The organism is Streptomyces sp. cf386 (genome assembly GCF_900103585.1).
Lineage (GTDB): Bacteria > Actinomycetota > Actinomycetes > Streptomycetales > Streptomycetaceae > Streptomyces.
This window is the reverse complement of the sequence record NZ_FNHV01000008.1, coordinates 382,959-405,944: the sequence shown is the minus strand read 5'-3', so window position 1 is coordinate 405,944 and position 22,986 is coordinate 382,959. Positions and strand designations below refer to the sequence as shown.

The 22,986-nt window shown below is 70.5% G+C and carries 20 protein-coding genes and 1 tRNA gene; 13 read left to right on the top strand and 8 right to left on the bottom strand.

Features of this window, described 5'->3' with window-relative positions; translation table 11 throughout:
• Positions 1-91 precede the first annotated feature (91 nt).
• Complete coding sequence (locus BLU79_RS22990; RefSeq protein ID WP_093907728.1) at positions 92-463, top strand: amphi-Trp domain-containing protein; 372 nt, start codon at positions 92-94, stop codon at positions 461-463.
• 128 nt (positions 464-591) lie between these two features.
• On the opposite strand, the gene BLU79_RS22985 is transcribed toward BLU79_RS22990, so the two are convergent.
• The 3 genes from BLU79_RS22985 to BLU79_RS22975 all read right to left on the bottom strand — a co-directional run bounded on the left by BLU79_RS22985 (position 592) and on the right by BLU79_RS22975 (position 4,241).
• A tRNA-Ser gene (locus tag BLU79_RS22985) sits at positions 592-676 on the bottom strand.
• A 100-nt stretch (positions 677-776) separates the two neighbouring features.
• Complete coding sequence (locus BLU79_RS22980) at positions 777-2,348, bottom strand: serine/threonine-protein kinase (protein WP_093907727.1); 1,572 nt, start codon at positions 2,346-2,348, stop codon at positions 777-779.
• Between the two features lie 345 nt (positions 2,349-2,693).
• Positions 2,694-4,241: a S1C family serine protease gene (locus tag BLU79_RS22975; RefSeq protein WP_093907726.1), complete on the bottom strand. Its 1,548-nt coding sequence runs from the start codon at positions 4,239-4,241 to the stop codon at positions 2,694-2,696.
• 278 nt (positions 4,242-4,519) lie between these two features.
• Between BLU79_RS22975 and BLU79_RS22970 the strand changes: the two genes are divergently transcribed.
• From BLU79_RS22970 to BLU79_RS22960, 3 genes are all read left to right on the top strand, one after another.
• Positions 4,520-5,347 (top strand): glycerophosphodiester phosphodiesterase, encoded by an 828-nt coding sequence (locus tag BLU79_RS22970; RefSeq protein WP_093907725.1) that lies wholly within the window; start codon positions 4,520-4,522, stop codon positions 5,345-5,347.
• 203 nt (positions 5,348-5,550) lie between these two features.
• The gene (locus BLU79_RS22965) at positions 5,551-6,189 is read left to right on the top strand and encodes an ATP-binding protein (protein WP_093907724.1); all 639 of its coding nucleotides are present in this window, start codon (positions 5,551-5,553) and stop codon (positions 6,187-6,189) included.
• 133 nt (positions 6,190-6,322) lie between these two features.
• Positions 6,323-7,312, top strand: coding sequence for a DUF5926 family protein (locus BLU79_RS22960; protein WP_093907723.1), 990 nt, complete (start codon positions 6,323-6,325; stop codon positions 7,310-7,312).
• Positions 7,313-7,555: 243 nt separating this feature from the next.
• Here BLU79_RS22960 and BLU79_RS22955 read toward each other — a convergent pair whose 3' ends face one another.
• Complete coding sequence (locus tag BLU79_RS22955) at positions 7,556-8,173, bottom strand: hypothetical protein (protein WP_093907722.1); 618 nt, start codon at positions 8,171-8,173, stop codon at positions 7,556-7,558.
• Positions 8,174-8,229: 56 nt separating this feature from the next.
• On the bottom strand, positions 8,230-8,889 hold the full coding sequence (locus BLU79_RS22950) for a bifunctional DNA primase/polymerase (protein WP_093907721.1): 660 nt from the start codon (positions 8,887-8,889) through the stop codon (positions 8,230-8,232).
• Between the two features lie 503 nt (positions 8,890-9,392).
• Here BLU79_RS22950 and BLU79_RS22945 point away from each other — a divergent pair.
• Both BLU79_RS22945 and BLU79_RS22940 read left to right on the top strand, forming a co-directional pair.
• On the top strand, positions 9,393-10,904 hold the full coding sequence (locus BLU79_RS22945) for a PP2C family protein-serine/threonine phosphatase (RefSeq protein ID WP_177001139.1): 1,512 nt from the start codon (positions 9,393-9,395) through the stop codon (positions 10,902-10,904).
• Positions 10,905-11,094: 190 nt separating this feature from the next.
• Positions 11,095-12,561: an aminopeptidase P family protein gene (locus BLU79_RS22940; RefSeq protein WP_093907719.1), complete on the top strand. Its 1,467-nt coding sequence runs from the start codon at positions 11,095-11,097 to the stop codon at positions 12,559-12,561.
• A 94-nt stretch (positions 12,562-12,655) separates the two neighbouring features.
• On the opposite strand, the gene BLU79_RS22935 is transcribed toward BLU79_RS22940, so the two are convergent.
• From BLU79_RS22935 to BLU79_RS22925, 3 genes are all read right to left on the bottom strand, one after another.
• Positions 12,656-13,501: a triphosphoribosyl-dephospho-CoA synthase gene (locus tag BLU79_RS22935; protein ID WP_093907718.1), complete on the bottom strand. Its 846-nt coding sequence runs from the start codon at positions 13,499-13,501 to the stop codon at positions 12,656-12,658.
• 11 nt (positions 13,502-13,512) lie between these two features.
• Complete coding sequence (locus BLU79_RS22930; protein ID WP_177001138.1) at positions 13,513-14,451, bottom strand: intradiol ring-cleavage dioxygenase; 939 nt, start codon at positions 14,449-14,451, stop codon at positions 13,513-13,515.
• A gap of 140 nt (positions 14,452-14,591) precedes the next feature.
• A complete protein-coding gene (locus BLU79_RS22925; protein ID WP_093907717.1) occupies positions 14,592-15,038 on the bottom strand; it encodes an ATP-binding protein in 447 nt (148 codons plus the stop codon).
• Positions 15,039-15,297: 259 nt separating this feature from the next.
• Between BLU79_RS22925 and BLU79_RS22920 the strand changes: the two genes are divergently transcribed.
• From BLU79_RS22920 to pheA, 7 genes are all read left to right on the top strand, one after another.
• A complete protein-coding gene (locus BLU79_RS22920; RefSeq protein WP_093907716.1) occupies positions 15,298-16,125 on the top strand; it encodes a hypothetical protein in 828 nt (275 codons plus the stop codon).
• Positions 16,126-16,318: 193 nt separating this feature from the next.
• Positions 16,319-17,056 (top strand): YcnI family copper-binding membrane protein, encoded by a 738-nt coding sequence (locus tag BLU79_RS22915; RefSeq protein ID WP_093907715.1) that lies wholly within the window; start codon positions 16,319-16,321, stop codon positions 17,054-17,056.
• 95 nt (positions 17,057-17,151) lie between these two features.
• On the top strand, positions 17,152-17,805 hold the full coding sequence (locus BLU79_RS22910) for an SCO family protein (RefSeq protein ID WP_093907714.1): 654 nt from the start codon (positions 17,152-17,154) through the stop codon (positions 17,803-17,805).
• Complete coding sequence (locus BLU79_RS22905; protein WP_093907713.1) at positions 17,802-18,248, top strand: copper chaperone PCu(A)C; 447 nt, start codon at positions 17,802-17,804, stop codon at positions 18,246-18,248. Before BLU79_RS22910 ends, BLU79_RS22905 begins: the two co-directional genes overlap by 4 nt.
• Positions 18,249-18,261: 13 nt before the next feature.
• The gene (locus tag BLU79_RS22900) at positions 18,262-20,340 is read left to right on the top strand and encodes a copper resistance CopC/CopD family protein (RefSeq protein ID WP_371131910.1); all 2,079 of its coding nucleotides are present in this window, start codon (positions 18,262-18,264) and stop codon (positions 20,338-20,340) included.
• Between the two features lie 8 nt (positions 20,341-20,348).
• Positions 20,349-21,665 carry an iron uptake transporter deferrochelatase/peroxidase subunit gene (gene efeB / locus BLU79_RS22895; protein ID WP_093907712.1) on the top strand — a complete coding sequence of 439 codons (1,317 nt, stop codon included), beginning with the start codon at positions 20,349-20,351 and terminating at the stop codon, positions 21,663-21,665.
• Between the two features lie 87 nt (positions 21,666-21,752).
• Positions 21,753-22,685 (top strand): prephenate dehydratase, encoded by a 933-nt coding sequence (pheA, locus tag BLU79_RS22890; protein WP_093907711.1) that lies wholly within the window; start codon positions 21,753-21,755, stop codon positions 22,683-22,685.
• The last annotated feature ends 301 nt before the right edge of the window (positions 22,686-22,986 follow it).

Here is a 22,986-nt window from a genome sequence, read left to right as displayed (position 1 = left end):
GCTCTCTGCGAGATGTCCCAGCCGACAGGAGGCGTCAAAATGGGCGTTATCTTCCGTTTGCATCGTCCGTTGCGCCGGATCGGAGAGTGCCATGAAGGACCTCAAGCTTGAGCAGAAGCGCTCCCTGTCACGCCTTGAGGCAGCGGATCAGCTCGAGGCGCTCGCGGCCGCACTGAGGAAGGGCGGGGAAGCCGAAGTAGAACTCGACCCCTGGAAGCTGAGCCTGCGGATTCCCTCCGACCTCCGCGGCGAGATCGAGGTCGAGGTCAGTGACGGAGAGATCGAGCTGGAGATCGAGTTCAAGTGGCCGACCTCATCCGCCGGCCGGACAGCGTCATCGCAGGCTACGACAGGCGCGAAGAAGGCGGCCGTGGGCGGGCGGAAGAGCGCGGCCGCCGGTCCCGGGCGAAGCGGCACCGGCGGAGGCAGGACCTCGAAGCGGGCCGGCGCGAAGAAGTCGTGAGCAGCGGGGTCCGACCGCGAGAAAGTCCGACCACGAGAAGGTCTGACCACGGGAAAGTCCGACCACGAGAAAAGGGTGCCCGGACATCCGGACACCCCTTCTCACCTTGCCTTATGTCACCTGACAAGCGGTGGGTGTGGGATTTGAACCCACGGTGACTCGCGCCACGACGGTTTTCAAGACCGTTCCCTTAGGCCGCTCGGGCAACCCACCTCGGCCCCGGCCCACCAGGGGCGGAGCGGGTACAGCGTACCGGCCTCGCGCGGTGGGCGGGGTTCATGGTCCAGATGGGGTCCGTCGACCCCGGTGGCTGTCAGGTGCCGTCGCCCACGCGGACGCCGTTGACGGCGGTGTCGAAGACCGGGCGGTACTCGTGCCATCGGGCGTCCGGCGCGGAGAGGTAGATCACGTACTGGGTGCCGTCGGCGCTCGCGAAGGCCAGCTCCGCGGCGCGGTACTTCCGTTGCCTGCCCTCGAAGGTGAACTCCCAGTACCCGGCGGGCCGTCCGCGGAAGGTCGTCTCGGCCATCCTCACCCGCTCGTAGCCGGCATTGTCGCGGGCGGTCTGTTCCTCTTCCGTCTCACGCCAGTGCTGGAGTGGATCGGTGCCGGCGAACTCGATGACGTTGACCCTCAGACCCACCAGTTCCGACGGGTCTATGTAGCCGACTTCGCCGCCGGGGAGCGCCTTGCGGGTCCAGCCGTCCGGCACGGGCACGGAGATGCCGCTGTCCGGCTTTTCGAGGTGGTATCCGGCGGGGACCGGCGGCACGGAGGAGCTGGAGCCTGGGCTGGTGCCCGTAGTGGGCGTGGTGCCCGTAGTGGGCGTTGTGGGTGAGGTCGGCGTGGACGCCTCGGAACCCGACGTCTGCTTGCCCGGGCCGTCGGCCCTGCCGTTGAGCCACCACACCGCGCCGGCCGCCAGACAGGCGGCGAGCGTCACGGCCAGGGCCGACAGCGCCACCGTACGGCGACGGCCGCGGTTGGCTCCGCCCTTGCTCACGGCGGGCGCGAGCTCGTCGGCGCGGTTCGGTCGCGTGGGCGGATCGAGGCTCTCGGTCCGTGTGCCGGTCACTTCGCCCAGGCGGCGTTCGACCTCGTGCACGTCCATGCGCTGATCGGGGTCCTTGACGAGCAGTCCGTCGATCACCGGGGTCAGCTCCCCCGCGCTGCGCGGGGGCTCGTACGGGTCCGCGGCGATGGCGTACGCGGTCTCGATCGCGGTGGTGCGGCGGAACGGGTCCTGCCCCTCGACCAGCTGGTACAGCGTCGCCCCGAGGGCCCACAGGTCGCTGGCGGGACCGGTCTCGGGACGCGCGCCCCGGAGCCGTTCGGGCGCGAGGTAGCCGATGGAGCCGATCAACTCGCCGGGCTTGGTCAGCGAGGACGTTCCCGACTCCATGGCGATCCCGAAGTCGGTGAGGATGATCCGCCCGTCGTTGCCGAGCAGCACGTTGGCGGGTTTGACGTCCCGGTGCTGTACTCCGGCGTCATGGGCGGCGCGCAGTGCGGCGGCCATGGCGAGGCCGATCCGGGCGGCCTCCTCGGGTGGCAGCGCGCCGCGCCGCTTCAGTACGTCGCTCAGGGTGACCGAGGGGACGTACTCCATGACGATGCACGGCAGGCCCTCGTCGTCGACCACGTCGTGCACGACGATCACGTTGGGGTGGGTGATCCGGGCGGCGCTGCGGGCTTCGCGGCGGGTGCGCTCGTAGAGGGTGCGGACCTCGTCGTCCTGCAGATGCGGTGGGATGTGCAGCTTCTTCACGGCGACATGGCGGCCGAGCATCTTGTCCTCGGCACGCCAGACGGTGCCCATGCCGCCGCTGCCCACCCGGTCCACCAGCAGGTACCGGCCGGCGACGAGCCGTCCAAGATCGGACACCGCGAGACCGTCCCCTTGTCTGCTTCCCATTCGCGGCTCTGCTTCCCGTTCGCGAAGAGTCGAGGTCGAGAGGGCACGATAGCCCATTCGAACGCGTGAACGCTGTCGCCGGTCGATCGGCAACTCCGGGCGTGCATCGCGCAGTCCACACCCCAGCGAAAGGGTGCCATCCGGTGGGGTGGACGCGGGTTCGTCGCGTCCCGGTTCCCCTCATTTCCAGAAAACAGGCACGTCGCTTACAGAGAACGGGCACGTCGCTTCCCGGAGAACAGGCACGCGCGCGTAGTCGGCTCGTGTCGGAGCCGGACCTACGCGCGCGTGGCCGTCGCGTCAGTGGGCGTCGCGTCAGCTGTCGCCCGTGCGGGAGCCCAAGGTGACTTCGACCGTACGGGACTTGCCGTCCCGCTCGTAGGTGATCGTGACCTTGTCGCCGGGCTCGTGCGTCCAGATCTCGCCGATCAGGGTCGGACCGGAGTCGATCACCGTGTCGTCGAGCTTGGTGATGACGTCGCCGGGCTTGAGGCCGGCCTTGTCGGCGGGGCCGCCCGCCTCGACCGCGTCCGCGCCGCTGGCGCCCTGTTCGGTGATCTTGGCGCCGTCGCCGGTGTCCTCCAGGGAGACGGAGGCGCCGATCTTGGCGTAGACCGGCTTGCCGGTCTTGATCAGCTGCTGGGCGACGTACTTGGCCTGGTTGATCGGGATGGCGAAGCCGAGGCCGATCGAGCCGGACTGGCTGGTCCCGCCCAGGCCGTTGGCGGCGGACTGGATCGCGGAGTTGATGCCGATGACGTTGCCCTGCGCGTCCAGCAGCGGGCCGCCGGAGTTGCCGGGGTTGATCGAGGCGTCCGTCTGCAGGGCGCTCATGTACGAGGCGTTGCTGCCGGTGCCGTCGCTGGAGGCCACCGGGCGGTTCTTGGCGCTGATGATGCCCGTGGTGACCGTGTTGGAGAGGCCGAAGGGAGCGCCGATCGCGATCGTGGAGTCGCCGACGGCCACCTTGTCGGAGTCGCCCAGCGTCAGCGGATTGAGGTCCGACGGGGCGTTCTTGAGCTTGATGACCGCCACGTCGTAGCCCTGCGCGTGGCCGACGACCTCCGCGTCGTACTTCTTGCCGTCCGGGAACGTCGCCGTCAGCTTGCCGCCGTCGACCGCGTCGGCCACCACATGGTTGTTGGTGAGGATGTGGCCCTCGGTGTCGAAGACGAAGCCGGTACCGGTTCCGCCCTCGCCCGCGCTGCTCTCGGCCTGGATGGTGACGGTGCTCGGCAGCGCCTTGGCCGCCACGCCCGCGACGGTGCCCGGGTCGCGCTTGACGGAGCCGCCGCTGTCGGGGGCGGAGACGGTCGTCGAGGAGGTGTTGTCGTCGTTCTTGGCCAGGGTGTAGCCGAGGCCGCCGCCCAGGCCGCCGGCGACCAGCGCGGCGATGAGGACCGCGGCGAGCAGACCGCCGCGCCCGCGGCCGGGCTTCGGCGCGGGCTGCTGGTACGTCGCACCCCAGCCGGCGCCGGCACCGCCCGCACCGGCACCACCTGCCGCGGCGCCGCTGTCGGCGTGCGACTGCTGTGTCGCGTACGGCTGAGCGGCGGGCTGCGGGGGCGGCCAGGAGGCGTCGGGAGCCGAGCCCTGGGCGACGGGCGGCTGGGCGCCGTTCGAGGTGACCGGGGCGGCGGGCGGCTGCGACCCGTTGGCGGCCTCCGGGGCGGCGGCGTACGGCTGCGTGCCGTCGGCGCTCGCCGGGGCACCGCTCGGCACCGGTGGCAGCGGGGCGGTCCGGGCGGTGTCGCCCTCGGGGGCCGGGTGCTCCTGGGAAGCCGGAGCAGCGGGAGCATCCACCGGCACGGGGGGTGCGGACGGGGCCGGGGGTACCGCGGCGCCCTCGTTCTCGGTGCTCACAGCTTCTCTCCTCGATCCACGGCTATTGTCTGGGGTCGCACTCGGTCACGCCCGTTCACGCTCGCCAGTGCTTTGTCGGCGGTCGGTGCGCTTCAGCTGTGCATGCCTTTATGTATGCCGTCAGCTTTTCCCACGGGCCGTCAGAGCACCATAAGCGGTCGCTGTGGGTCCACGGCCAACCCTTATATTGCCCATGTAGGACTAATAGGGCGCAATCCCTGCACCCTCACTCCTCCTCCGGTCGCACGCCCGCCCCGGCACGGTGGCACCATGACGCGGTGACCCACGCACGGCAGCACCAGACCCAAGTCGTCGCCCATCGCGGAGCCTCCGAAGACGCTCCCGAGCACACCCTGGCCGCGTACAAGAAGGCGATCGAGGACGGTGCGGACGCCCTCGAGTGCGATGTACGCCTCACCGCGGACGGTCATCTCGTCTGCGTGCACGACCGCCGCGTCAACCGGACGTCCAACGGCCGCGGCGCGGTCTCGGCCCTGGAGCTCGCCGAGCTCGCCGCCCTGGACTTCGGCTCCCGGAAGAACCGTGACTCGTGGAAGAACCGGGCCGAGGAGCCCGACTGGGAGTTCCGGCCGGAGGACCCCGAGGACACCTCCGTGCTCACCCTGGAGCGGCTGCTGGAGCTCGTCGCCGACGCCGGGCGGCGGGTGGAGATGGCGATCGAGACCAAGCATCCGACGCGGTGGGCGGGACAGGTCGAGGAGCGGCTGCTGCACCTGCTGAAGCGCTTCGGGCTGGACGCGCCCGTCACGCACGAGGAGTCCCCGGTGCGCGTCATGAGCTTCTCGGCGCGCTCGTTGCATCGCGTGCGCGCCGCCTCGCCGACCCTGCCGACGGTCTATCTGATGCAGTTCGTCTCACCCAGGCTGCGGGACGGCCGACTGCCGGCGGGCGTCCATATCGCCGGCCCCTCGATCCGCATCGTGCGCAATCACCCGGCGTATGTGGAGCGCCTGAAGCGGGCCGGCCACCAGGTGCACGTCTGGACCGTGAACGAACCCCAGGACGTCGACCTCTGCGTCGAGTTGGGCGTCGACGCCATCATCACCAACCGCCCGCGCGCGGTGCTGCACCAACTCGGCCGCTGACGCGCGTGTGACACACACACGCGCGCGTGCACAGAGCAAACCGCGCGCCCGGAAACCACTAAAACCTCATCAATCCCTGCACAACCTCTTGACCCCGGAGTCCCACCAGCCTCATCCTCCACTCTCGGCCACACCGACGAATTCCAGCCATGTCGACTACAGGGAGTGCTCCGGCGCGTTCGGTCCGTATTCGATCGTTGTGAATGCGTCACCGGACATTGATTGGCCGGTTTCCGGTACAGGCCAATGGGGCATCCACACCGTGGCGTGGGGCAAAGGAGGTCTCGGGGGTGGCGTTGGTGGTGGCACAGGAGGTGCCCACGTCGTCGAGCATGGCCGTACCCCATGGCCCTGCGGGCGTGGGTAAGGCAAGACACCGTATGCGCTCGCAGTTGCGTACGGGCGGGGTTGCGGAAACGGTCATCGACGACGCCGTACTGATTCTTTCCGAACTCTTGAGCAACGCGTGCAAACACGGCCGACCACTGGGCGACGCGCTGTCCGGGGACGGCGACGTCCGGGCCGCATGGCGCGTGGACACGAGCGGCAGACTCACGGTCGAGGTGACGGACGGCGGCGGGCCCACCCGCCCGGCTCCAGCCACGCCCTCGGTCACCGCACACGGCGGCCGCGGGCTGAACATCATCACCGCCCTGGCCGACGACTGGGGTGTACGGGACGACGCCCGCGGCGAGGTCACGGTCTGGGTCGTGGTCCACGACGACGTGCATGATCCGGATGCCGGGCACCGCCGCGACGACTTCGCTACGCGCGTCGCAGCCCCGTCCGTGGGCGCGATATCCGGCCTCGACTTCGCGGACGCCTTCGACGACCTGGACTGAGCGCACCGGTTGCGCGAAACGGCTCCCCGTCCGGCACACGACCCGGCGGGTTGTCCACAGGCTCCCGTCGGCCATGGCGTGAACGGCTAGGCTCGCGCCGTACCAGACGAGCCGTAACCGGGAGACACCCACGATGGCCAAGAAGCGACCTCAGACCAAGGCCAAGCGCCCGCAGATCGTCGACGGGGCCCGCGCCGTAGGCGCTGATGGACAGGTTCCGGTTGTCGGCGCACGCGAGCCCTGCCCCTGCGGCAGTGGCCGCCGCTACAAGGCCTGTCACGGCCGGGCCGCCGCCCACGCGGTGACCGAGCTGGTGCACCGCCCGTTCGAGGGGCTGCCGTCCGAGTGCGACTGGGTGGCCCTACGTGAACTGGTTCCGGCCGCCACCGTCGAGCTGCCCCTGAAGGGCGGCCTCCCCGAGGGCGTCCCGTCGGTCACCCTCGCCACCGTCCTGCCGATGGCCTGGCCGGCCCTGCGCCGTGACGACGGCTCGGTGCTGCTCGGCCTGCAGAACGACACGGCGTCGGGCGACATCAGCCGCGATCTCGCCGACACCCTCCAGCAGGCCCTCATCGCCCAGCCCGGCACGCCGATCCAGGGCCGCCGCGCCCCGGCCGACGGTCCGCGACTGCAGGATCTGCTCGACCCCGAAGGCGCGTTCGAGCCAGTTGTGCACTCGGGCTTCGAGTTCTGGGTCCCGGACGCGGAGAACGCCACTCCGGAGGTGTCCGCCTCCCTGGAGCGGGCCAACGCCGCGGCCATCCCGACCGTGAAGCTGACCGGCGTGGACGCCGCCTACTGGTGCGAGACGCCGGAGAAGAACCACCTGCGCTGGGTCATGCCGCACCCCGAGGAGCAGCTTCTGGACGCTCTCGCGCGGCTGCACGCGGCCGGGAGGTCGAGCCTCGGCGAGGGCACCCGGCTTGTCGGTTCCTTCCGCGCTCACGGCCTCACCGTGCCGGTCTGGGACCTGCCGAGCGAGATCGGCGCGGAGGACGTGGAGAAGCCGGCGGCCGAGTTCGCCGAGCGCCTCGCCGCGGCCCTGGCGACGGACGCTCCGCTCACCGCGGACGAGCGCCGCGCGCGTGGCGGCCTGACCAACCGGCAGGTCACGCTCAGCTGACACACAGGTTGGAGATCCGGTTCGGCTGAACGGCCGTTCAGCCGAACCGGCCCTCGCGGGAGGGGTGAATCCGATCACAACTCCCAAGCGGAGCAAGGGAATCCGTGACTTGAAAGCCCGGATCGAATTTGCGAACCGCCGATCTCTTGTTACCGTTCCATTAGCCCGGTTGCTGGTGCATCCCCCGTCGCCAGCAACCGGGTCTTTCCATGCGCGCGGTCATTGACAGAATGACGTCGCGTGTCAACGGCCCGTGGACGCCGTGGAATTGTCCGGTACGGAGTTGCTCGCGGCGCGCAGCAGCAGCGGCCCGTTCCCGGCCCGCCCAGCGAATTCCGCGACCGCCGTGTAGGCGTCCAGACTCCCCAGAGTGGGCCGCCGGGGCGTCTCGCACGTGCCCGGCTCGTCCTCGGCGCCCCCGGCGCAGCGCATCTGCACGGTGCGTCCACCGGGCCCCATGAGGCTCAGCACGGAGTCCAGCGCGCCGCCGGTCGCGTTGCGGAAGTACGTGCGCGCCCAGGTCTCCTCACCCTGCGTGAGGACACAGGTCTGCGCCTCGATGCCCTCCGGAGAGGTGAGCTCGGGGCCGCAGCGGGTGGCGGTGGCCAGGCCCAGGCCGAGCAGCAGCGGGGAGTCGTCGGGCTCGGCGGAGCGCCCTTTGGCGTCGGTGGCGGGCGAGGGACGTACCGAAGGGCGCTCGGACTTGCGTGACGTATGGCCGAGGGCGCGCTCCTCCTCGCCCACGGGTCCCGCGGAGGCGACGGCCAGCGGCAGCGCGACCGCGCCCACCACGACGCCGGTGAGGGCGAACAGACGGATCTTTCCTGAGCCGGGGCGGCGTGTCTCAGCGTGACGGGGCATACAGCGGAATGTAACGACCACGCGCGCGTGTCCCGTTCCGCGCGCGCCGGACACCCCTACAACTCGGGTGCGCTCACACCCGTACGAGTGAGGGCCTCGACCACGGCGTCCACCACGGCCTCCACATCGGGCACCCAAGGGGAGGCCGAGCCGGGCAGCGGGGCGCGCTGCCAGCTGATGGGGCCCTGGCCCGTCTCGGACGGGGGCAGGGCGAGATAGCCGCCCTCGCCGTGGAAGCGCAGGGAGCCCGGGACGAAGTCCTTGGCGTACAGCAGTTCGCCCAGCTGCTCCATGGAGTACGGCTTCACCAGGATCGCCCAGCGGGCGGGCGAGGCGACGACCGGGCCGAGGCGCATGCCCATGCGGTCGAGTGCGGTGAGGGCGTGCGCCGCCGGCAGGGCGGGGAGGCTGACCGCGCAGGGCGCCGTGCCGCCGGTGGCGAGGATGATCGGGGCCGCGGGCCGGTTGCCCCACCACCAGCGCACCATGCGCTCGTCGGTGGTCGCCGCGAGGAGGCCGGGGTCGAAGGGGTGGGCACCGGGCACCGTGCACTCGGGGTCCGGACAACCGCAGCGATCCCGCTTCTGCGGATCCGCCGCCACGCCCGGAAGTACGGGCCACTGCCATTGAGTCGCGAAGGTCAGGGCCGCGCTGATCACCTCAGGCCTCCCGTCGCCGCGCAGGAGCCTGCGTCGCTTTCCGAGGATCTCGCGCATGAGCGCTCGTTCCTTTCCGTTGCACCGCTGGCAACACCGTGGGCCACATCACACCATGTGTCGATCACTTCACTGTGCGTACCTAATGGCGCATCACACCCCTGCCCTGGGCAAGGGAAACCCCTATGGGTCGAGCGTTGGCTGCGTCCGCGGCAGCCCCGTCCATACTGCGTCTGGCAAAAGCATGGGCGTGGCGTGGGGTGGCGAAGTCTGGCGTTTTGCTGTCCCGCGTATTTCTCTTCGCCTCCGCCACGGGAGGATGGGGCACGGCCGTCGGTGGCTAAGACGCCCGGGTCCGTCACCAGGTTCCGGGTGGTTGTCAACCACCCCTGGCCTTCACCGAGTACGTACCCATCACGACCGCTGTGACGCTCTGTGGAGCGAAACCAGTCGACCGCAATACCCCCTTCCCTGCCACAGTTTTAAGCCAACTTTGCCTTTGTGCAAGAGATCTACGACGACTGCTCTGGTTGCCCACGGACACCAGGAATCCCAGCAGGACAATGCTGGACATCCCCTTACGAGTGCGTGTACATGTGGAGACACTGCTAGCGGCGCAGAATGACATGGGGGTTTGCGATGCTTTTGAGCAATACGCACCGGTCGGAAAGCCGGACGCCATGAACGCTCCCCACCCTCCGAAAGTGGCCGGAATCGATTCGACGGTTCCCTCGCCCGCACACACTGTCGCGCCCGCGCACGCGGCCTCGGGTGCCTCAGCGGTCCCGCCACCCAACCCACCAGGGTTGGTCCTCCAGGACCGTCTCGCCGGCTGGGTCTCGGACCTCACGACACTCCACGAACTCACCGAGCGCCTGGCCCGCACGGACACGCTCGCCGAGGCCATAGAGGAAATCCTGCGCGCCGGGTCCGCCCTCGTGGGCGCCCGGCGCGGTCTCGTCGTACTGGAACCGGCGGACGGGCTGGGCCCCGACACGACGATCGGGCTGGGCCTCGCCCGGGCCGACCTCGGACACATCGAGACCGTGCCGCGCAGCGTGATGTCGTACGGCAGGATCCTCGACGGCCTCCCGGGCGGCGACGGGGAGATCGCCGAGCCCGACCTGTTGGCCGAGGACCAGCTCGACCCCCGCCACCGCGAGGTGGCCGCACGCCTCGGCTACGCCGCCAGCTACGCCCTCCCCCTGTCCACCGACGCCGCCGGGCGCCTCGGCGCCGCCGTGTGGCTGTACGACGAGCCCGCCGAACCGGCCGAGCGCCAGCGTCACCTCGTCGGCCTGTACACCCGCTACGCCACCGAGCACCTGGCCCGGCTCCTCGAAGTCGAGCGCACGCGCGCGTGCATGCGGACGATGGCCGAGGAACTGCTCCCGTCCCGGCTGCCGCGCATGGCCGGCGTCCAGTTGGCAGCCCGGCACCGCACCGGCCCGCGCGGGGGCGGCGACTGGTACGACGCGCTGCCGCTGCCGGACGCCGCGCTCGGCCTTGCGGTCGGCTCGGTGACCGGGTCCGGGCCCAGCGCGGTCGCCGCGATGGGCCGGCTCAGGGCGAGCCTGCGGGCGTACGCCGTCATGGAGGGCGAGGACCCGGTCGCGGTCCTGTCCGACCTGGAACTGCTGCTCAGACTCACCGAGCCGGCCCGCTCCGCCACCGCCCTGTTCGCCTACTGCGAGCCCGCCCTGCGCAAGATCACGCTCGCCGGTGCCGGGCACACCCCGCCACTGCTGATCGGCGATCGGCGCACGGAGTTCGTGGAGACGTCCGTGTCCGCGCCGCTGGGCATGCTGGCCTGCTGGGAGGCGCCGAGCGTGGAGATGACGGCGGAAGCCGGAGAGACGGTTCTGCTGTACACCGACGGGCTGCTGCACCGCACCGGCGACCCCACCGACCGCGCCTTCGCCCGGCTGCACTCGGCTGCGGCCGGCGTGCCCAGGGCGATCCGGCACGACCCGGACGCCGTCGTCGACCACGTCCTGCGGACCGTGCTGCCGGACGGGCTCGACCTGGCGGACGACGAGGAGGACGTCGTCCTGCTGGCGGCCCGCTTCGAGTAGGTCGCTTCGCCGTTCGCTTCGACTGGTTCGCTTCGTGTAGCCGGCCGCCACGCGCGCGTAGTCGCCCATAACAGGCGAACAGTGAGGCACATAACAGCGGCCGTCGATTGCCGTGTAACAGGCCATTCGCCCCTGGGCCCCCTTCCGTACGACCGTACGATGGAGGGGGTCCAGTGCCGTATCGAGGAGGATGACCGTGGCCGACGAGCTCACCCCGGAGACCCCGGAGACTGAGTCTGAGGAGCCCATCAAGCAGCGCAAGAACGGCCTGTACCCGGGCGTGTCCGACGAGCTTGCCGAGAACATGCAGTCCGGCTGGGCCGACACGGAGCTGCGCGACCTCGCGCCGATTCCCCAGGCCGCCGAGACCGCCGCGCGGCGTGCCGCGCTGTCGGCGCGGTTCCCGGGTGAGCGGCTGGTGATCCCGGCGGGCAACCTGAAGACGCGGTCGAACGACACCGAGTACCCCTTCCGCGCCTCGGTCGAGTACGCGTACCTCACCGGCAACCAGACCGAGGACGGCGTGCTCGTCCTGGAGCCCGTCGACGGCGGTCACAAGGCGACGATCTACCTGCTGCCGCGCTCCGACCGCGAGAACGGCGAGTTCTGGCTCTCCGGCCAGGGCGAGCTGTGGGTCGGCCGCCGGCACTCGCTCACCGAGGCGGGGAAGCTGTACGGCATCCCCGCGTCCGACGTGCGCGAGCTGGCGGACAAGCTCCGGGAGGCGACGGGTCCGGTGCGGGTCGTACGGAGCTACGACGCCGGCATAGAGGCCGCACTGACCGACAAGGTCACCGCCGAGCGGGACGAGGAACTGCGGGTCTTCCTGTCGGAGGCGCGGCTGGTCAAGGACGCGTTCGAGATCGGCGAACTGCAGAAGGCCGTCGACTCGACCGTGCGCGGCTTCGAGGACGTGGTGAAGGTCCTCGACAAGGCCGAGGCGACTTCCGAGCGCTACATCGAGGGCACGTTCTTCCTCCGCGCGCGCGTGGAGGGCAACGACGTCGGCTACGGCTCCATCTGCGCGGCCGGTCCGCACGCCTGCACGCTGCACTGGGTGCGCAACGACGGGCCCGTGCGCTCCGGTGATCTGCTGCTCCTCGACGCGGGCGTCGAGACGCACACGTACTACACCGCCGACGTCACGCGCACGCTGCCGATCGACGGCCGGTACAGCGAGATCCAGAAGAAGATCTACGACGCCGTGTACGACGCCCAGGAGGCCGGTATCGCGGCCGTGAAGCCGGGTGCGAAGTACCGGGACTTCCATGACGCGGCGCAGCGTGTGCTGACCGAGCGGCTCGTCGAGTGGGGGCTTGTCGAGGGGCCGGTGGAGCGGGTCCTGGAGCTGGGCCTGCAGCGGCGGTGGACGCTGCACGGGACCGGGCACATGCTCGGCATGGACGTGCACGACTGTGCCGCCGCGCGGACCGAGACGTATGTCGAGGGTGTGCTGGAGCCCGGCATGGTGCTCACCGTCGAGCCGGGGCTGTACTTCCAGGCCGATGACCTGACCGTGCCGGAGGAGTACCGGGGCATCGGGGTGCGGATCGAGGACGACATCCTGGTGACCGAGGACGGCAACCGGAATCTCAGCGACGGGCTGCCTCGGCGGTCGGACGAGGTGGAGATCTGGATGGCCGGCCTGAAGGGCTGACGTCGGATCGAGGGATGGATGGCCGGGGCCCGGAGGGTGCCCGGCCATCGCCGTTCGTGAAGGCCCGACGGGCCGGCGGGTGTGGCGGGGCGGGTCAGGCGGCCCTCGCTCGTGTGCCGGCGGACTGGCTGACCGGCAGTGAGTCCAGGAAGAGCGCCCCCGCGAACAGCCCCGCGCTCCCCCGCGGGCTCCACGCGCGCGCGTGGAGGTCGGTGTCGAGGGCGGTCAGGGCCTGTGCGCCGGCCTCGGTGGCCGTGCCGCCCGCTTCCAGGACTCCGCGGGCACCCGCCTGGACGTGCCGCAGTCCGAGGGGGCCCGCGGCGTAGAGCAGTTCGGTGTCCTGGAGGGTGGCCATCACGGTGAGCAGGGCGTCCAGACGGGCCTGTTCCTCCGTGGCGCCGGCCGAGCGGGCTTCGGTGAGCGCGTCCAACGCCCGCCGTACGTGCGGGAATCCGGCCCGTGCCTCGCCCCGCGCCCCGGCGGCGCCGTACTTCGCGGACACCGAGGAGCCCCGGGAGGGCTTGCGCGGGGCACGCTTGTCGGTGTGCGCGGCGATGCGCTTGGCGGTCGCGGCGACGTCCCGCGCACCGGCCCGGGGGTCGAGCGCGGCCGCGGCTACCAGCAGGCCGAGCGCCCACAGCGCGCCCCGGTGACCGCCACCGGCGAGGTGCACGGAGTGTTCGGTGCACCTGCCGATCGCGCCGAGTTCCGTACGGAGCCCCGGCGTCGGCTCGCCCGTGCGCCGGGCGGCGGCGGCCATCGCCGCGAGGCCCGGCGCGAGCGACTTGGCCGACCAGCGCAGCATGCGGTGGTCCCGGCGGGTGACGCGGGCGCCGAGGTCACGCGGATCGGGCAGGCCCGGCTTGGGAGCCAGGGCCAACTGCCCGGTCAGCGCGGTCACGGCGGCCTGCGCGAGCGCCTCGTCCTCACGGCTGCTCATGGTCGTACCCCCTACGAGGAGGCCGCGGCCGACGGGGTGCCGCTGGGCGCGTCGCCGGGGGCGCCGCTCGGGGGCGTACCGCCCTCGCCGCCACCGCCGCCGCTACCCGCGCCGGTGTTCTCGGCGTCGGGGTCGACACCGATGGTGAGGAAGCCCTTGTAGCCCTTGGCGGGTTCCGTCTTGTGCACGGCCTTCAGGGTCAGCAGGCCGCTGGAGGCGCCACCGCCGTCGTACACCATGTCGTTGTCGAGGGTGGTGTAGCTGCCGGAGTGCTTCGAGTAGGGCTCCAGCGTGAAGATCTCCTCGGCGATGTCGTCGGCGAAGAACAGCTGGCCGGTGTAGTTGACCTTGCCGCCCTCGTAGGTGCCGTCCTCCTTCTGGCCGCCCGTGTGCACCTTGAGGTGGATGTGGCAGGTGCGCGGGGTGTACCAGCCCGGGAAGATCGTCTCGAACTTGACGACCCCATTGGCGTTGGCGATCTGGTAGCCGCGCAGGTAGGTGTTGTCGTTGGCGGTCGAGCCGTCCTCGCTCTCGGCGGGCGCGGAGCCGCCGGGGTTGGCCGTGGTGTAGCCGGAGTAGTAGCCCCAGGCGTCGCAGTGCCAGATTTCCACGGCGGCGCCCTTGACCGGGGTGCAGCCGTCGGTGGCGTCGACGACGGTGAGGCGCAGGGTGAGCGGGACACCGCTCTTGCCCTCGGTGATGTCCTTTCTCACCAGGGCGTTGTCGAGGTAGTAGGGGCCTTCGGTGACGCTCGACATCAGCGTCATGCAACCGGAGCTCTCCGAGGCGGTCGTGCTTGCCGTCGCCGCGGCCTCGGTCGTCGTCGTGCTGGTGTCGGCGAAGGCCGCCTGGTAGCCGGCGACGGCGAGCCCGCCCGCCGCGACCGTACCGCCGGTCACCACGATCGCGCGGCGCCGAGTGATCGACTTGTCCTTGTGATTTCCCGTCATGGCCAGGAAGTTAGGGACGCCACCCGTCAGAAGCTTGGGGTGGCGCTGTGCGGAGGCTGTGAGTGCTGAGGAAGCTGAAGTGGGTGGCTTCCGGGCCCCGATGCCTGGTCGGTGGCCTCTCTTCAGCGACGCGGCCGGCGCTACACCGCCATCAGCGGTGCGTCCTCCCGCCACTTCAGGATCTTGTCGAAGCTCACCACCGCCCCGCCCCACCCCGGCTTGTTGCCGATCTGGACGTGGTCGGCGAGTTCCTCGATGAGGCACAGGCCGCGGCCGTTCTCGGCGTCCGTGGAGGCCGGGCGGGGGGCGAGGGGTGCCATGAAGCCGGGGCCCGAGTCGGCCACTTCGATGTGGCACTTCTCGCCGTCCAGATAGGCCGTGACGCGGTACGCCTGGGGGGAACCGTCGGGCGCGCTGTCACCGCCGTGCTCCACGGCGTTCGCGCAGGCCTCGCTGAGGGCGACGGAGAGGTCGTACGAGACGTCCGGGTCGACGCCCGCGGTCTCCATGGTGCCGATCAGCAACCGCCGGGCGAGCGGCACGCTCGCAGCTTCCCGCCGCAGATGGAGTGACCACCAGATGCTCATGCTCCAGCCTCCTGGCCGCGGCTCGACATACCGTTACGTATTGCCGCGAGTGCGGGGGTGTAAGCACATCCTTGACGTGATGCCGCCCATATGGTCGATGCGCCCACGTTGGAATCGGTGTATGTAGGGTCGGCCCACACCAGAGGGTGATCTTCCGGTCGTACGATCCCTATCGCCCCGTACGTCCCGAACCGCTCGTACCTCATCTTGCGGACCTGCCGTATGGCGGTCATAAGGCCAGTGCGATGATGAGCCCGCCATGACTGCCCCCCACCCGCGCACAGTGCGCTCCGGAGGAGATCTCCGGATACTGCGGGCCGCGGTGTTCGCCGCGGTCTGCGTCGTGCTGGCCGGTGTCGGGCACGCGCTGGGTTCCTGCGCCACGATCCCGCTGTGGACGCTGGGCGCCGGGTTCCTCGGGGTACTCCTGGTCACGGTGCCGTTCGCGGGGCGACAGCGCTCGCTGCCCGGGATCGCGGCACTGCTCGCGGCCGGCCAGACCGCCCTGCACACCCTGTTCGGGCTCGGCCAACACGGCGCGGCCACCGGGGTCTCCAGCACTGCGGCCACCTCCGACGCCGCGCTCGTCGAGCAGGCCGCGCGACTCGTCTGCGGTACCGCCGCCGCAGCCATCAGCCCCGCCCAGGCCGAGAAACTCCTCACCGAGGCACGGCTCCACCCGGCCACGGGAACCCACACCTCGCACCCCGCGGCGGACGGCATCTCCGCTGCCACGGACGCCTCCGCATCACTCCTGCCGTCCCTGCCCATGGTGCTGGCCCACCTCCTCGCGGCACTCGTCGCGGGGTGGCTGCTGCGCCGCGGGGACCTGGCCCTGCTGCGCATCGCCGAGATGTCCGCCCTGTCGGCGCACTCGGTCACCGAAGGGGCGTTCGTACGATCCCTGCGCGGGGCGCTCGCGCTGGTGCGCGCCCTGCGTGCCGGGCTGCCCGGCGCTCCCGAGGCCGGCCCGCGCGTCCCGTGCGCCGAACACTCCGGCCCGCCCGAGCCCCGCACCCTCGCACTCCAGCACTCCGTGATCAGGCGCGGCCCGCCGACCGGCGACGCACTCGTCCTCGCCGCCTGACACGACGCGACCGCCACTCCACTGCAGACACGAACCGAAGTGGGCTGAGGGGCCGCCGTCGTGCGGCACGCGCGCGTACCCGGTTTCCGATCGGCCAACCTTCCCTCGCGGTGGGCCTGATCGGGCACCCCTGCGCCCGCGTACTCCTCTTCACCACCGGAATCCGAACCTCATTCACAGTGGAGTGCTCAGCATGAAGGCCTCTCGTATCGTCGCCACGGGCGCGCTCACCGGCACGGCCGTGCTCGCCCTGTCCGTCCCCGCCTTCGCCCACGTCAGCGTGCAGCCCGAGGGCACCGCGGCCAAGGGCGGCTATGCGGTCGTCGACTTCAAGGTGCCCAACGAGCGCGACGACGCCTCGACCACCAAGCTCGAAGTGAACTTCCCGACCGACCACCCGCTGGCCTCCGTGATGCCGGAAGCCGTTCCCGGCTGGACGGCCAAGGTCACCAAGTCCACGCTCGACAAGCCGCTGGAGATGCACGGCAAGAAGATCACGGAGGCCGTCACCAAGGTCACCTGGACCGCCGACGGCAAGGGCATCCAGCCCGGCTTCTTCCAGAAGTTCCCCGTCTCCGTCGGCACCCTGCCCGAGGACACCGACGAACTCGTCTTCAAGGCGATCCAGACCTACTCCAACAAGGAGGTCGTGCGCTGGATCGAGGTCCCACAGGAGGGCCAGGACGAGCCCGAGAACCCGGCGCCGGTCCTCGCACTGTCCGCCGCCGAGGACGGCCACCACGGCGCGTCCTCCTCCGACCAGGCCTCCGACTCCGACGACGCAGAGGCCGCCGCCGCGAAGACCGAGGCCGCCGAGCCCGCCGACAGCAGTGACACCACCGCCCGCGTCCTGGGCGTGGTCGGCATCGTCGTCGGCGCGCTCGGCGTGGCCTACGGCGTACTCGCCGGCCGTCGGCGCACCAACGCCTGACCAACCCGTACACCCACACCTAGGGACGCCCCCGTGTCCCGGCCCACTGGCTCCCGGCCGGGGCCGGGGGTCGTCCCCCGGGAGATTGCAGCAGCATGCGTAAGACACCACTCGCCGCGGCAGCCCTGCTCGCCGCCGCCACCCTGACCCTCTCCGCCTGCGGCAGCGGTGACGACAGCGCCGCACCCGTCACCGTGGTCTCCGAGGAGGCCGGCTCTGACAAGGCCGCCATCGTCCTCGACAAGCCGTTCGAGAAGCCGGACCTGGTCCTCACCGACACGAACGGCAAGAAGTACGACCTCCGCAAGGAGACCCAGGGCAAGCCGACGCTGATCTACTTCGGCTACACCAACTGCCCCGACGTCTGCCCGCTGACGATGAACAACCTCGCCGTCGCCAAGAAGCAGCTGCCCAAGGCCGAACAGGACGAGCTGCGCATCGTGTTCGTCACCACCGACCCGGAGCGCGACACCGCGTCCGCGCTCGGCAAGTGGCTCAAGGGCATCGACCCGCAGGTCGTCGGCCTGACCGGCAGCTTCGACACGATCCAGGCCGGCGCGCGCACCCTCGGCATCTCCATCGAGCCGCCGCACAAGGACAAGAACGGCAAGATGGTCTCCACCCACGGCACCCAGGTCGTCGCCTTCTCACCGAAGACCGACGCCGGATACGTCCTCTACACCGAGGACGCCACCGTCGACGAGTACACCAAGGACCTCCCCAAGCTCATCAAGGGAGCCAAGCCGTGAGGCGTCTCGTCGCGCCCGCCGCGGTACTGACCGGAGCGCTGGTCCTCGCAGGCTGCGGTTCCGAGGACTCCAAGGCCGAACTGTCCGTCAGCGGCGCCTACATCCCGCAGCCGGTCTCCGACTCCATGGCGGCCGGCTTCCTGACCGTCACCAACAAGGGCGGAACGAAGGACAAGTTGACCTCCGTCACCAGCGACGTCGGCGAGGTGACCGCCCACGAGACCGTCGGATCGTCGATGCAGGAGGTCAAGGACGTCGACGTCCCCGCACACGGTCAACTCGTGTTCAAGAGCGGCGGCAGCCATCTGATGTTCGAGAAGCTGAAGCGCAAGCCCGAGCAGGGCGAGAAGGTGACCGTGAAGCTCCACTTCGCCGAGTCCGGCACGGTCACCGTCGAGATGCCGGTGAAGTCCCCGACGTACAACCCGAAGACCGGACACTGAGGGAGAGATCGCCTTGACCCAGACCATCGCCCCCCGCGTCCGGCCCCGGATGCCGTCGCGAGTCCGGACCCTGGTGCTGCTGCTCCTGGCCGCCACCGGCCTGCTCCTCGCCGGTGCCGGGCCGGTCTCCGCACACGCAGCGGTGACCGGCAGCGCCCCCCAGCAGGGGGCGGTGGTGGACAAGGCGCCGACGCAGGTCTCCCTGACCTTCTCCGAGAAGGTCGCCCTGTCCGACGACTCCCTGCGTGTGCTCGACCCCAAGGGCAAACGCATCGACCAGGGCGACCCGGCCAACCTCAACGGCACGACATACGCCGTGAAACTCCACAGCGGCCTGCCCGACGGCACCTACACCGTCACCTACCAGGTGGTGTCCGAGGACAGCCATCCCGTCGCCGGCGCCTACACCTTCTCCATCGGCGCCCCCTCGCAGACCAGCGTCTCGGTCTCCGGGCCGGAGGCGGGCGGCGGAGTCGTCGGCTGGCTCTACGGGTTCGGGCGGTACGTCTCGTACGCCGGCTTCATCGTCATGGTCGGCGGCGCGGCCTTCGTGCTCGCCTGCTGGCAGCGCGGAACAGGCGTACGGGCGCTGCAGCGGCTCGTCGTCTCCGGCTGGCTGGCCCTGACCGCCGCCACCCTCGGCCTGCTGCTCCTGCGCGGCTCGTACACCAGCACCGGCAAGGTCGGCGACATCTTCGACCTGGACCTGCTCGGGCAGGTGCTCCAGACCAAGACCGGCGCGGCCCTGGTGTCCCGGCTGCTGCTGCTCGCCGCGGCCGCACTGTTCATCGCGGTGCTGTTCGGCGCGTACGAGAAGCGGGAGGACGAGGAGAAGCGGGACCTCACCTTCGGGCTCGCCGTCGGCGGAACCGTCGTGGCGGCAGGGCTCGCGGCGAGCTGGGCGATGTCCGAACACGCCTCGACCGGGCTCCAGGCCGGGATCGCCATGCCCGTCGACATCGTCCACCTGATGGCCGTCGCAGGCTGGCTCGGCGGGCTCACCGCACTGCTCGTGGCGCTGTACTGGGCGCCCACGGACACACCCGTCGAGGCGTCCGCCGTACGACGGTTCTCACGCGTGGCCTTCGGCAGCGTGCTGGCGCTGGTCGCGACCGGGATCTACCAGTCATGGCGACAGCTCGGGTCGTGGTCGGCGTTCACCGGCACGCGGTACGGGCAGTTGCTGCTGGTCAAGATCGGGCTCGTCGTGCTGCTCGTCGGGATCGCGTGGATCTCGCGGCGGTGGACGGGGCGGCTGGCGGACACGGTCGCGGGGAAGGCCCGGAAGGCGACGGAAGCCGTCGAGGGGGAGTCGGCCGACAGCAAGGCGGTCGAGGGCGAGGCCGTCGAGGGTGAGGTCGTTGAGGAAGAGGCCGTCGAGGGCGAAGCGGTCGACGGCGAGAAGGAGCACGCCACTGCCAAGGCCGGTACTTCCGCATCCACCTCCGCATCCGCCTCCACCTCGACCTCCGGCAAGAAGAGCGTCTCCGCCGCCGCATCCGAGAAGGGTGACTCCAAGCGCGCCGCCCAGCTCGCCCGGCAACGGGACGCGATCGACACGGCACGGCAGAAGCGGCAGCGGGACGCCGACCCGAACCGGTTCGGGCTGCGCCGCTCCGTGCTCGCCGAGGCAGGCGTCGCCGTCGTCCTGCTCGCCGTCACCACCATGCTGACGTCGACCGAACCGGGGCGTACGGAGGAAGAGGCCAAGGCGGCCACGTCGTCCGCCTCCACCGACACGTCGTCGTCCGGGGCGCTGACCCTGGACATGTCCTTCGACACCGGCGGCGAGGACGGCAAGGGCGTCGTACGGGTCGACCTCGATCCCGCGCGCGTGGGCGGCAACGAAATGCACGTCTACGTGCAGCGGCCCAACGGGCGTGCCTTCGACATCCCCGAGGTGAAGATCGCCTTCACCCTTGAGTCCCAGGACATCGGGCCGCTGCCCGTCGTCCCCGACCACATCTCCACCGGACACTGGTCGGCGAGCGGAGTGCAGATCCCCATGGCAGGCGAGTGGAAGATCTCCGTGACCGTGCGGACCTCCGACATCGACCAGGCCACCGTCTCCAAGAACGCGCAGATCGGCTGAACCTCACCATGGCTGACCAGTCCATCCCGGAGGCCCGCACTCCTGAGACGCCGCTCACCGGCGAGACGGCACTTAGTGGCGACGTTTCCGAAAGCGCCTCCCTGAAGGAGGGCATCTCGCGGCGACGGCTGCTCGGCACCGCCGGCGCCACCGGGCTGGTGCTCGGGGCGGCCGGCGGGGCCGTGGGATACGCCGCCCGGCCCGCCGAGGCCACGCCGCTCACCTCACTGGGCGCCGATCAGGTGATGTTTCACGGGAAACATCAGCCCGGCATCCTCCAGGGACTCCAGGCGCGCGGCCACGTCGTCGCCTTCGACCTGGCGGCAGGCGCGGGCCGCAAGGAGGCGGCAGCGTTGCTGCGCCGCTGGTCGGAGACGGCCCGGCGGCTGATGGCGGGCGAGGCGGCACAGCAGGACGACACGGATGTCGCCCGGGACGCGGGGCCGTCGTCGCTGACGATCACCTTCGGCTTCGGGTTCAGTTTCTTCACCCGGACCGGCCTGGAGAAGCAGCGCCCGATCGCCCTGGACCCGCTGCCCGACTTCTCCTCCGACCAGCTCGACAAGGCGCGCAGCAACGGCGACCTGTGGGTCCAGATCGGCGCCGACGACGCCCTGGTCGCCTTCCACGCCCTGCGCGCGATCCAGAAGGACGCGGGCCAGGCGGCCAAGGTCCGCTGGCAGATGAACGGCTTCAACCGGTCGCCGGGTGCCACCGCGCACCCGATGACCGCGCGCAACCTGATGGGCCAGATGGACGGCACGCGCAATCCGAAGCCGACGGAAGCCGACTTCGACCAGCGCATCTTCGTGCCCGAGTCCGGCTCGAAGGACCCGGCCTGGATGGCGAACGGCTCCTACGCCGTCGTACGCCGCATCCGCATGCTCCTCGACGACTGGGAGCAGCTCTCGGTCAAGGAGCAGGAGGACGTCATCGGACGCCGCAAGTCCGACGGGGCACCGCTGTCCGGGGGCGCCGAGACGGCCGAGATGGACCTGGAGAAGGTCGACAGGGCGGGGAACCTGATCGTCCCCCTCAACGCCCACTCACGCATCACCCGACCCGACCAGAACGGCGGCGCGGCGATGCTGCGGCGCCCCTTCTCTTACCACGACGGCATCGACGCCGACGGGGTGCCCGACGCGGGCCTGCTCTTCATCTGCTGGCAGGCCGACCCACTGCGCGGCTTCGTCACCGTCCAGCGCAAGCTCGACCGGGGCGACGCCCTGTCGAAGTACATCCGCCACGAGGCGAGCGGCCTGTTCGCGGTGCCGGGCGGGGCGACGGAGGGGGAGTACGTGGGGCAGGGGTTGCTGGAGGGGTGACGCCGGGGCCTGGGCCTGGGTACCCCTTGAGGGGCCGCCCGGTGAGATGTGTCCACCGCATTTCACAAGGCCCATTAGGGTGAGGTCATGCCAGCGAGCTATGCCTATCTCGGCCCCGAGGGCACCTTCACCGAGGCCGCCCTGCGCACGCTTCCCGAGGCCGCGACCCGGGAGCTGATCCCCTACGTGTCCGTGCAGTCCGCGCTCGACGCGGTCCGCGTCGGCGAGGCCGAGGCCGCGTTCGTACCGATCGAGAACTCCGTCGAGGGCGGTATCACGACCACGCTCGACGAGCTGGTCGCGGGCGCGCCGTTGATGATCTACCGCGAGGTGCTGCTGTCGATCACCTTCGCGCTGCTGGTCAGGCCGGGCACGAAGCTGTCGGACATCAAGACGGTCTCCGCCCACCCGGCCGCCCAGCCGCAGGTGCGCAACTGGCTCAGGGCCAACCTCCCCGACGCCCACTGGGAGTCGGCCGCCTCGAACGCGGACGCCGCCCGCCTGGTCCAGGAGGGCCAGTACGACGCGGCCTTCGCCGGCGAGTTCGCCGCCGCGCTGTACGGGCTTGAGGCCCTGGAGACCGGGATCCACGACGCGGAGAACGCCCAGACACGCTTCGTACTGGTGGGCCGGCCCGCGCGGCCCGCGGCACCGTCCGGCGCGGACAAGACGTCCATCGTGCTGTGGCAGCGCGACGACCATCCCGGCGGCCTGCGCGACCTCCTGGGCGAGTTCGCCACCCGCGGCATCAACCTGATGCTGCTGCAGTCCCGTCCGACCGGCGCCGGCATCGGCAACTACTGCTTCTGCATCGACGCCGAGGGGCACATCTCCGACCGCCGGGTGGCCGAGGCGATGATGGGGCTGAAGCGGATCTGCCTGGAGGTGCGGTTCCTGGGCTCGTATCCGCGCGCGGACATGAAGCCGGGGGATGTGCAGCCGCCGCGCCTCGGGACGTCGGACGAGGCGTTCGTGTCGGCGGCGGACTGGGTGGCCCGGTGCCAGGACGGGCGGTTCTGAACGGTTTTTGTGTCTGCCGGTTCGGACCGGCTTCGGACCGGCTTCGCCATGGGTTTCATGCCGGTACTACCAGCCGATTATCGTTATCCACAGGAGTTATCCACAGGACTCCAACTCGACCTGGGGACAAGTCGACACACAAGCATGACCCTGTCGACAAATCGCTCCTCAGGGCCCGTCGACGTCCACCATCGCGCAAGTCACCCTTCGTCCACTCTTTTCCTTTGGGCAATCCTTTGGGGCGACCGCTTTCCACTCGAAAGTGGGGATACGTAGGGTTTGCCCTGGGAATCCTCGGCTC